Genomic DNA, 9,471 nt, shown 5'->3' on the forward strand with positions numbered 1-9,471 from the left:
TGCCGTCCCACGTCCTCGGCGCACTCCCGGACCGCTCGCCTCCCGCCACGTCGCCGCCGGTCGTCGACGCGTCCCCGAGGCCTGGCGCGGCAACGAGTGTTTTCGACTCCCGATGGCGGAGCAGCACGCGCCAGAATTGTCCACAATGCACTTACCTTGAGGTAACTCCGTAGAGGCGAGGACAGCGGGATGGGCGCATCCACTGATGACGCTTGGGGTCGGTCGTTCTCGTTCGACGACATCGCGACGGCCGTACTCGACGACCGCGGCATCGTGCTGCACTGGTCCCGGGCGGCCGCCGACCTGCTGGAGCAGACGGCCGAGGACGTCTGCGGTTCCCCGGTGCGGAGCCTCCTCGCCGGCCCCTCCCGCGAGCACTGCCACGACAGCTCCGAACGGTCCGGGATCCCGCCGGCCGGCCGGGCGCTGCTCCGCCGCCCCTCCGGCGACCCGGTCGAGGTCGCCTTTCGCGTGGTGCGGCTGGCGGACTCGTCGCAGAGCCTCGTCCTGGCCCTGCCCGCCCGGCGCCTGGACATGTGGGGCCAGGACACCGCACTCGCGCGGGCACTGTTCGCCCAGCACCGGATCGGGATCGCCGTCCACGGCCCGGACCTGAGCACACTGCGCACCAATGCCCCCGTCCCCGGGACGCCCCGCGGGGCCGCCGCCCTCCCGGGGGAGGGGACCTTCCCGCAGGAGACGGCGGAGGTCGCATCGGCGCTGCACCGGGTCCTGGACACGGGAGCGCCGCTGATCGGGTGGGAGCAGCCGGTGGAGGTGGCACAGGATCCCGGCACGGAGTGGTCCCTGTCCGCCTTCCGGCTGGAGGACGCCCAGGGACAGCCGACCGGCGTCGCCACGATGCTCATGCCCTCCGCCGCCCGGGACCGGGACCGCCACCGCCTGGACCTGCTCCACGAGGCGTCCGAGCGGATCGGCACCTCCCTGGACGTCCTCCGCACCTCCCAGGATCTGGCCGAAGTCCTCGTCCCTGCCCTCGGCGACATGGCCTGGGTGGAACTCGCGGAGGCCATGTTCCAGGGCGACGAACCCCCCAAGCTGGTCGGCGCCGGACTGTGGTACCTGCGCCGCGCCGCGGTGGTCTCGGCCACCGGAACCGTCCCCGATGGCCTCCTGCGGCCCGGGAAGGCGGTCCCCCCGCTGCCCGACCCGCCCGTCCTGCGCAGGCTGCGGTGCGGCGAGACCGTTCTGGCCTCCGGACAGGAGGCGGGCGAACAACTGGGCCGCGACCTGGCCCCGCTGTTCGTCCCCGAACGCGGACACTCCGTCCTCTACGCACCTCTGTTCGCGCGAGGCCTGCTGCTCGGCGCCGTCGTGGTCTGGCGGACCGAGCGCCCCGACCCCTTCGTCGAGGAGGACCGAAGACTCCTGACGGAGATCGCCTCCCGCGCCGCGCTGAGCGTGGACAACGCCCGCCGGTACACCCGGGAGCACCGCGCGTCGGTGGCACTGCAACGGCGACTGCTGCCCCGTACCACCAGCGACATCCCCGCGGTCGAGGCGGCGGGCAGCTACGCGCCGGCGGGCGGCGGAGCCGACATCGGCGGCGACTGGTTCGACGTGATCCCACTGCCGTCGCTCCGCGTGGCGCTCGTCGTGGGGGACGTCGTCGGTCACGGCCTGCACGCCGCCGCGACCATGGGGCGGTTGCGCACGGCGGTGCAGACCCTCGCGGACCTCGAACTGGACCCCGACGAACTGCTCACCCACGTCGACGACCTGGTCCAGCAGCTCGCCGAGGAGGCCGGCCCCGCCCAGCCGAACGTTGTCGGCGCGACCTGCCTGTACGCGCTGTACGATCCGGTCAGCCGCCAGTGCGCCATGGCCAGCGCCGGCCACCCGCCGCCCGTTCTGCTCCACCCCGACGGAAGCGCCGAGATCGTCGAGATCGACCCCGGTCCGCCCCTCGGGGTCGGCGGCATGCCGTTCGAGGTCACGAACCTCCGGCTGGAGCCCGGCAGCGTCCTCGCCCTGTACACCGACGGCCTCGTCACCGTCGACGGGCAGGACATCGAGGACGGCATGTCACGGTTGGCGGCCAGCCTCGCGACGCTGTGCGACGGTGACGGCCCGCCGTCCCTGGACGAGGCCGGCCGGTCCCTGCTCTCCCGTGCCACCGCACTGCCCACCCGCGACGACATGGCCCTGCTGCTCGCTCGCACCAGGGCGCTGCCTGACGACTCGACCGCCGCCTGGAAGTTCCCCGCCGACCCGGCCATCGTCACCGAGGCCCGGGAGGCCACCACGGGGCAACTGGCCGCCTGGGGCCTCGACCACCTCGCCTTCACCACCGAACTCATCGTCAGCGAACTGGTCACCAACGCCATCCGCCACGCCGGCGGCCCGATCGTCCTGCGGCTCATCCGCGACAACGTGCTGATCTGCGAGGTCTCCGACCCCAGCAACACCCAGCCGCGGCTGTGCCGGGCCCGCTGGACCGACGAGGGAGGCCGCGGCCTGTACCTGGTGGCCCAGCTCACCACCCGCTGGGGCAGCCGCTACGGCCAGCGGGGCAAGACCATCTGGACCGAACAGTCCCTCGCCTCGCCCCTGGAGTAGCCGACCGCGCCCCGTACCCGGCCCTCGCTCCCCGGCCGGGACGCGGCACGCCACACCCCCATGCCCGGGCCACCGGCCCGGTGCCCGTTCACTCCTCGGACTCCGGGATCCGAGTGGTGTGACGCTCGACGACTGTCTCCGCGGGAATGCCCCGCCAGCTCGTCCCCGGCGCGAGGCGCTCGCCCTTCATCAGCAACGACAGCGCGTCCAGCCGGACGCCCGCGCCGACGACGGAGTCGTAGAGCACGACCGCTCGCGTGCCGACGCTCGCGCCGTCCTCGACCGTGACCGCCGACATCTTCATGACACGGTCTTCGAACAGATGCGTCTGCAGCGACGCGCGCAGGCCGATCGCGGCGTCGTCCCCGATCCTCACGAGGTCGAACTCGGTGAGGAAGGTGGTGGCGATCCAGACGCCCCTGCCGACACGCGCCCCGAAGAGCCGAAGAACGACCGGCAGGTAGGGCGTTCCGATCAGGAAGCCCGCACCGACCGGCACCGCGGCCGCCTCGAAGAGACCGGTGACGAACTCGGTACGGCGCACGAACAGGCTCCACAGAGGCTCGACCCGGGGCCGGTAGACGCCGATCACCAGGCGCTTGACCACCGCACAGTACGTGATGGCCGCCATACTCGCCGCCATCACGAGGACCGGCGTCGCCAGCACGGGCGCCAGCAGGCCCGGCCGGCCCGTCAGCCAGGACAGCGCCAGCAGGTACAGATAGGCGCTCGTGCCCAGCACGGACGCGGGCATCGTGATGCGGAAGAACTCGATGCCCAGACGCTGGAGCACCGCTCCACGGGTGGGCCGGAACGTCAGCTTCTCGGGGAACGAACCGCTGCTCTGACGCACCGGCAGACGCATCGCGGGCGAACCGAGCCACGTCGTGCCGTCGGTCACGTCGTCCTGCGGCGGCACCGTTCCCACCCCGACCAGTGACCCCGGCCCGGTCCGCGTCCCCGCGAGCAGCAGCGCGGAATTGCCGATGAACGCGCGCTGCCCGACCTCGGTGGGCCCGAACGCCACCTGACCTGCCGCGAACGTGGCCCCTCCCACGCTGGCCAGGTCCGCGACGAAGCTGCCCTCATGGAGGGTGAGCAGGTCCGGGTCGATGTGCGAGACGGTGGAGACCTCCGCGCTCCGGCCGATGCGGGCGCCGAGGAGCTTCAGCCAGGGAACGGTGTACAGAGTGGCGTACAGCGAGTTGGTGAAGGTGAGACTGATCTCCAGGAGCTTGTCCGACACCCATTTGCGCACGCCCAGCCAGGAGCGCACCGGATGGATGCCGATCGGCACCCTCGGCAGCACCAGGCGTTTTCCGACCGCGACCAGGCAGCACACGGTGACCACGAACACGGGACCGGACACCACGGTGGCCACGATGCCGGCCCCGAGGCCCCAGCTCAGCGTCGCCCACCAGAACAGCACGATCCCCGGAAGGGCCGTCGCCAGCGCGGTGACCTCCAGGAACACCAGGCCGAAGAGCGACGCGACGCGCTGAGACGCCCGCCATCCGTCCGCGCTGCCCCGGGACTTCAGCATGGTCTCGACCAGGGGAGCCAGCGCCGTCACCTGGCGCGCCGGCGACCCGGCCCACCGCGTGCCGGCGCCGACCCGCTCGTCCGGGCCGATGGTGGACTGCTCGCCGAGCGCGGCGCCGGCCCCCATGCGCGCACCCGGTTCCAGGACCGCGTTCGCCCCGACGAAGGCGTGCGAGCCGATCTCGATCGGGGCGACCGTGACCCACCCGTCCGACACGCGCCACGGGGTGAGGGAGACGCCGTAGCCGATCGACGCGTCGCCGCCGATGCTCACCAGACCCGGGAACGTGATCAGGCCGGTGGCGACGGTGGTGCGCGGTCCGACGCGCGCGCCCAGCAGACGCAGGTAGCCGGCCATCAGGGGAGAGCCGCTGAGCACCGGAAGCGGGGAGAAACCGATCAGCAGGTTCACCGCCCAGAGCCGTATGTAGACCAGCCCCCACAAGCGGTAGCGGCCCGGCCGGATCCCCGCCGACAGCGGCCGCACGAGCACGACCGGCACGAGCCAGCGCACCACCACGTAACTGAGATACGCGCCCACCGTCGTCTGCGTCGAGGCCTGGACCGAGATCTGTCCGCCGTGACGGCTGTACACATAGGCGAACGGAAGGCCCAGCACGAGCAGCAACACATAGATGAAGCCCAGTTGAGCGGCTCCCGCGGCGGCGATCCGGCGCGTACGGTGACGGATCGGATCAGGCCGGGGCGAAGCAGTCGGGAGCGCCGCACCCGCCCCGGTGCCCAGCTGGGCGCTCAGGCCGCGCACGGTGGGATACGTGTAGAGGTCCCGCAGGGTGACGCTGGCGCCGATGCCGCGGTCACGCAGGGCCGACACGACCTCCGCCGCCAGGAGCGAGTGGCCCCCCAGGGCGGTGAAGAAGTCCGCCTGGACCGACAGGGTCTCGGGCGCGATCCCGAGCACCTCCGCCCAGACGTCCCGCACCCGCTCCTCCAGCTCGCCCTCCGCGGCCACGAGCGGGCCGCCGCCCACCAGTCTCCGGCCGCTCGGCGCGGGCAGCCGTCTGCGGTCCACCTTGCCGCTGGACATGGAGGGAAGCGCCGGGAGGATGTCCAGAAGGGACGGCACCATGTACACGGGCAGCCTGTGCCGCAAACGCTCGTGCAGCTTGGCGACGAAGGCGTCCTCGTCGTCCTGGCCACCCGGGGCGCGCACCACATAGGCGCACAGCGCACCGCCTCCCGCTGACCCGGAGCCGTGCGACGTGTCCGCCAGCGTGGTGACCGCCTCCACCACATCGGGGTCCTCCAGCAGGGCGCTGTCGATCTCACCCAGGTCCACCCGGTAGCCCCGGATCTTCACCTGGTCGTCGGCCCGGCCCAGGAACTCGATCTCGCCGCTCGGGGCCCTGCGTCCCAGGTCGCCGGTGCGGTAGAGCCTGCCGCCGTCGGGCGCCAGCGGGTGCTCGACGAACCGGTCGGCCGTCAGCGCGGGCTGCCCGACATAGCCACGGGCGACGCCGGGGCCTCCGATGCAGATCTCACCCACTTGACCGTCGGACACCCTGCCCAGCCGCTCGTCGAGGAGCTCCACCACGTAGGTCGGCAGCGGCTTTCCGATCGTCACCGTCCGCCCCGGCCTCAACTCCGCCCAGGTCGCGGTGACCGTGGTCTCGGTGGGGCCGTAGGTGTTGAGCATCCGACGCCCGGGCCTGCTCCACCGCTCGACGAGCTGGGCGGGACAGGCCTCACCGCCCACCACGAGCGTACGGATCCGCGGCAGTTCCGGAGGGATCGTCTCCAACAGCGTCGGCACGCAGTACAGCACCGTGATCCGCCGGTCACCGAGAAAACCGCCGAGTTCCGCCCCCAGATGCCCGGGACCGGGCGGCCCCGCGACGAGAGTCGCCCCCACCGTCCACGTCGGCCAGATCTCCTCGATGGAGAAGTCGAAGGAGAACGTCATCCCCTGATACACCCGGTCATCCGGCTGCACGCCGTAGACCCGCGGCACGACGTCGAGAAAGTTGCAGATGCTCGACTGGGCGACCTCCACCCCCTTGGGCCTGCCACTCGACCCGGAGGTGTACATGATGTACGCGACCGGGTCGTGGTCCTCGGCCTCGGTCCCGGTGCACTCCGGCAGAGGCCGGGCCGCGGACTGGGCGGCCAGCTCGTCTACGCACGCGTCCAGCCGGACCACGGGGCAGTCGAGTCCGGCGGCGACCGGTGCGTGAGCGGACGTGGTCAGCACCAGGTCCACCTCCGCGTCCTTCGCGATGTAGGCGAGCCGGTCCGGAGGCGACGCCGGATCGACCGGAACGAACACCGCACCGGCCTTGCCCACCCCGAGCAACGCCGCATACGCCTCCACCGACCGAGGCAGCACCAGCGCGACCCGGGACTCGGGACCGATCCCCAGCCCACGCAGAAAATGGGCGAGCCGATTGGCACGTGCCTCGACATCGGCATAGGTCAACACATGGTGGTCGCACTCAAGGGCCGTGGCCGACGGGACGCGGTCACACGAGGATTCGAAGAAGGAGTGCAGACGTCGACGCCCCTTCTGCGACGGCATCGAGCCCGGAACAGCCGGCATCTCCGTGTCCTTCCCATGCGCGCGAGGCATGACAGACGGGCTGAGGGCCCGGCGCGCCCCTGACCACCCGCGCGCCGCCCTCGCAGCCGAAGGGCTTGCGGACCGGTCGCACAGAAGAATCCGAGCGCCATGGGCGGCATTCGGGTGCCGCGGACGGCCGGTGCCGGAACCGCCCGGACGACGGCTCCGCCGGGTGCCGGACCGATGCTCCACGGGGCGAGCACGCCGACGACGATAGTCCCAGTCGTCGGCCATGCCGTGTCATCGACCGCGTCGGCCACCGTGTCGTTGACCTGAAGGAGGGACCGTGCCCGACCGTTTACGACGCCCAAGCGCGCGGCAACCACCTCAGCGCGTGTGCCACCGAGAGCGTCCAGCGTGACCTCCGGATTCAACGCGTGGTTCCTCGGCCGTCGGACGAGACGAAACACATACGGAACGGCTTCCGGGCCGACCCCGCCGTTGGCGGGGCTCACCGCATGGCAGGTGCTCGTCGGCACCGCCCGGGTACGGCCGGGGCAACGGGTACTGGGCCACGCGGCGGCCGGCGTGGGACGCGTCGCCGTACAGATCGCCAAGGCATGAGGTGCGTACGTCATCGGCACGGCCTCCGCCGCCGAGCACGACTTCGTGCGGAGCCTGGGCGCGAGGTCGTCGATTAGCTGCCGCACTGCCGGTTCCGTGGCGACAGTGAGCGTTTTCCAACCTCAGGCTGACGGGGACAGGAGCCAATGGCGGGGGCTGGCAAGAACGGCGCGAGCGTTCGCGAGGTAGCACAGTTGCGACTCAAGCTCGCCGCGGTCTAAGGGCTGTCCCGTAATCCGTGGTGGATCAGTGTGCGGCGTCAGATGTGGTGCGTCGCAAGGCGGAGGGGCGCCCGCATACTGGACGTATGCGGGCGTTCCGACAACGCCGCGAGGTGCCGCAGCTGTCGTCGCGCGCCCGTCAGGGATTACGGGACAGCCCTTAGGGCAGGAGCTGACCTAAATCGCCCCTATCGTCGCTGCTGCCACCAACATCAGCGAAAGGACCGCGATGCCCGAGCAGACCACCCCCGCGCCGGAGGGCTACACCACCGTTGCGCCCTGGGTCGTCACCGACGACACGGGGGCCTTCCTCGACTTCGTAGCCCAGGCGTTCGGGGGCGAGGAGCTCGGGCGGGTTTCGACCGAGGATGGCTTGATCGGTCACGGTGAAATTCGAGTCGGCGACACCGTCGTGTTGGCCTTCGACCGACACGCGGACTGGCCCACCATGCCGAGCCTGCTGCGCGTGTTTGTCGCCGACGCGGACGAGGCGTTCTCACAGGCTGTCGCAGCCGGCGGCCACATTGTCACATCCCTGGCCGACGACGCCTTCGGACAGCGCGGAGGGCGCATCAAGGACCCCTTCGGCAACATCTGGTGGGTGGTCAGCTGCGTTGAGGACGTCTCTGAGGGCGAGATGTGGAAGCGACTGCAAAGCCCCGTATACACCGAGGTCATGCGCGTGGCTCAGGAGACACTCGACGCCGAGCTCAGCGGTCGACCCCACGGGCGCAGCAGTGCACCTGTCAGGACAACCAGCTGACCCATGATGTCGGGGTTCGCATGCGCGAGATCGTTAGCCAAGGAGCGCTTTCATTCTGCTTCGCCAGCTTGCCAGTTGACCTGACACACGGGTGAAGCCCCTGGTAGATGGTTTTCGACCAAGAAATCCGTCTCTACTAGAGGCTTCACGTGCTTGTTTATCCGTCCGGGCTGGACGTGTCCAGTTCTGCCCTCCGCTTCCTCTCCGCCCGTCTGCGGGAACACCGCCGTAGTCTCGGCACCCGGTGGCGGCGCCTGAGCCCGGGGCGGCAGGCTCTGCTTGCCCTCGCCCATCTCCGCAAAGGTCATCCGTATGTGCAGCTTGCGGCCGGGTTCGGAGTGGGCGCCACCACCGTCTACCGCTACGTCACCGAGGCGGTTGAGGTCCTGGCCGCCCTTGCCCCGACGCTCGCCGAGGCGGTCCGGGCAGCGTCGATGAAGGCATTCGTCCTGCTGGACGGGACGCTGCTGCCGATTGACAGAATCGCCACCGACCGGCCTTTCTATTCGGGCAAGCACAAGAAACACGGGATGAACGTGCAGGTGATCGCGGATCCTTCCGGCCGCCTGGTGTGGGCCTCGCCAGCCCTGCCCGGGGCCGTCCACGATGTCCGTGCGGCACGGGAGCACGGCATCATCGACGCGCTTGCCGAGGCCGGCGTCAACTGCTGGGCCGACAAGGGCTACCAGGGCGCCGGAGGCACGGTCCGTGTTCCCTGCCGCAGCCGGTGGGAGACGCTTTCAATCGATCCCACGCCAAGATCCGGGCACTCGTCGAGCAAGCCGTCGCCACCCTCAAGTCCTGGCGACTTCTACGCAAGCTCCGTTGCTCGACAACCCGCATCACGGTCCTCGTCCAGGCTGTCCTCTGCCTGCATCAGGCAAGCTCAGCTTGAGGATGGAAAACGCTCAGTGTTCGAGGCCTGCACGGTTACATTGAAATCGTGGAGGGACATTATGGCCTCTCACTTATATTGCGTGCGAGGAGATTGACGACGTATTGGGCATTGGAAGCGAGGGAAATAATTTAGCTGCGCGTTACTTTCCTTTCAGATTTTCCTCAGAGATCCGCAGAACGGGTTCCTGGACGGGTTGAATACGGAGAAATTCGGTTACTGGACAATGAAGTTGACAGTATCCGAGACCCCTACTTCATCAGGCCATTAGTTTTTCTGGGTGCTGGGACGGCCTTGACTAGGTGAGTGGCTATTAGGATGTGCAAGG

General features: G+C 70.0%; 3 protein-coding genes and 2 pseudogenes. 4 read left to right on the forward strand and 1 reads right to left on the reverse strand.

The genetic code is table 11. The annotated features are described in order from the left end of the window. The first annotated feature begins 189 nt into the window (after window positions 1–189). Window positions 190–2,580 carry a SpoIIE family protein phosphatase gene (locus tag WA762_RS32085; RefSeq protein WP_335940730.1) on the forward strand — a complete coding sequence of 797 codons (2,391 nt, stop codon included), beginning with the start codon at window positions 190–192 and terminating at the stop codon, window positions 2,578–2,580. An 88-nt stretch (window positions 2,581–2,668) separates the two neighbouring features. On the opposite strand, the gene WA762_RS32090 is transcribed toward WA762_RS32085, so the two are convergent. Then, entirely contained in the window at window positions 2,669–6,709 is a 4,041-nt protein-coding gene (locus WA762_RS32090) for a Pls/PosA family non-ribosomal peptide synthetase (RefSeq protein WP_335940731.1), read from the reverse strand. A gap of 429 nt (window positions 6,710–7,138) precedes the next feature. Here WA762_RS32090 and WA762_RS32095 point away from each other — a divergent pair. The 3 genes and pseudogenes from WA762_RS32095 to WA762_RS32105 all read left to right on the forward strand — a co-directional run. Continuing rightward, a pseudogene (locus WA762_RS32095) lies at window positions 7,139–7,351 on the forward strand (NADP-dependent oxidoreductase); the annotation flags it as partial. Between the two features lie 363 nt (window positions 7,352–7,714). After that, a complete protein-coding gene (locus WA762_RS32100; protein ID WP_335940732.1) occupies window positions 7,715–8,248 on the forward strand; it encodes a VOC family protein in 534 nt (177 codons plus the stop codon). 149 nt (window positions 8,249–8,397) lie between these two features. Continuing rightward, window positions 8,398–9,143: pseudogene (locus WA762_RS32105) on the forward strand (IS5 family transposase). Window positions 9,144–9,471 lie beyond the last annotated feature (328 nt).

Origin of the sequence: Streptomyces tyrfis, assembly GCF_037034285.1 — a bacterium.
Lineage (GTDB): Bacteria > Actinomycetota > Actinomycetes > Streptomycetales > Streptomycetaceae > Streptomyces.

Excerpts from the sequence above, each read along its gene's own strand:
- WA762_RS32085 (WP_335940730.1), top strand. The coding sequence starts at position 190 with ATGGGCGCATCCACTGATGACGCTTGGGGTCGGTCGTTCTCGTTCGAC.
- WA762_RS32090 (WP_335940731.1), bottom strand. The coding sequence starts at position 6,709 with ATGCCTCGCGCGCATGGGAAGGACACGGAGATGCCGGCTGTTCCGGGC.
- WA762_RS32100 (WP_335940732.1), top strand. The coding sequence starts at position 7,715 with ATGCCCGAGCAGACCACCCCCGCGCCGGAGGGCTACACCACCGTTGCG.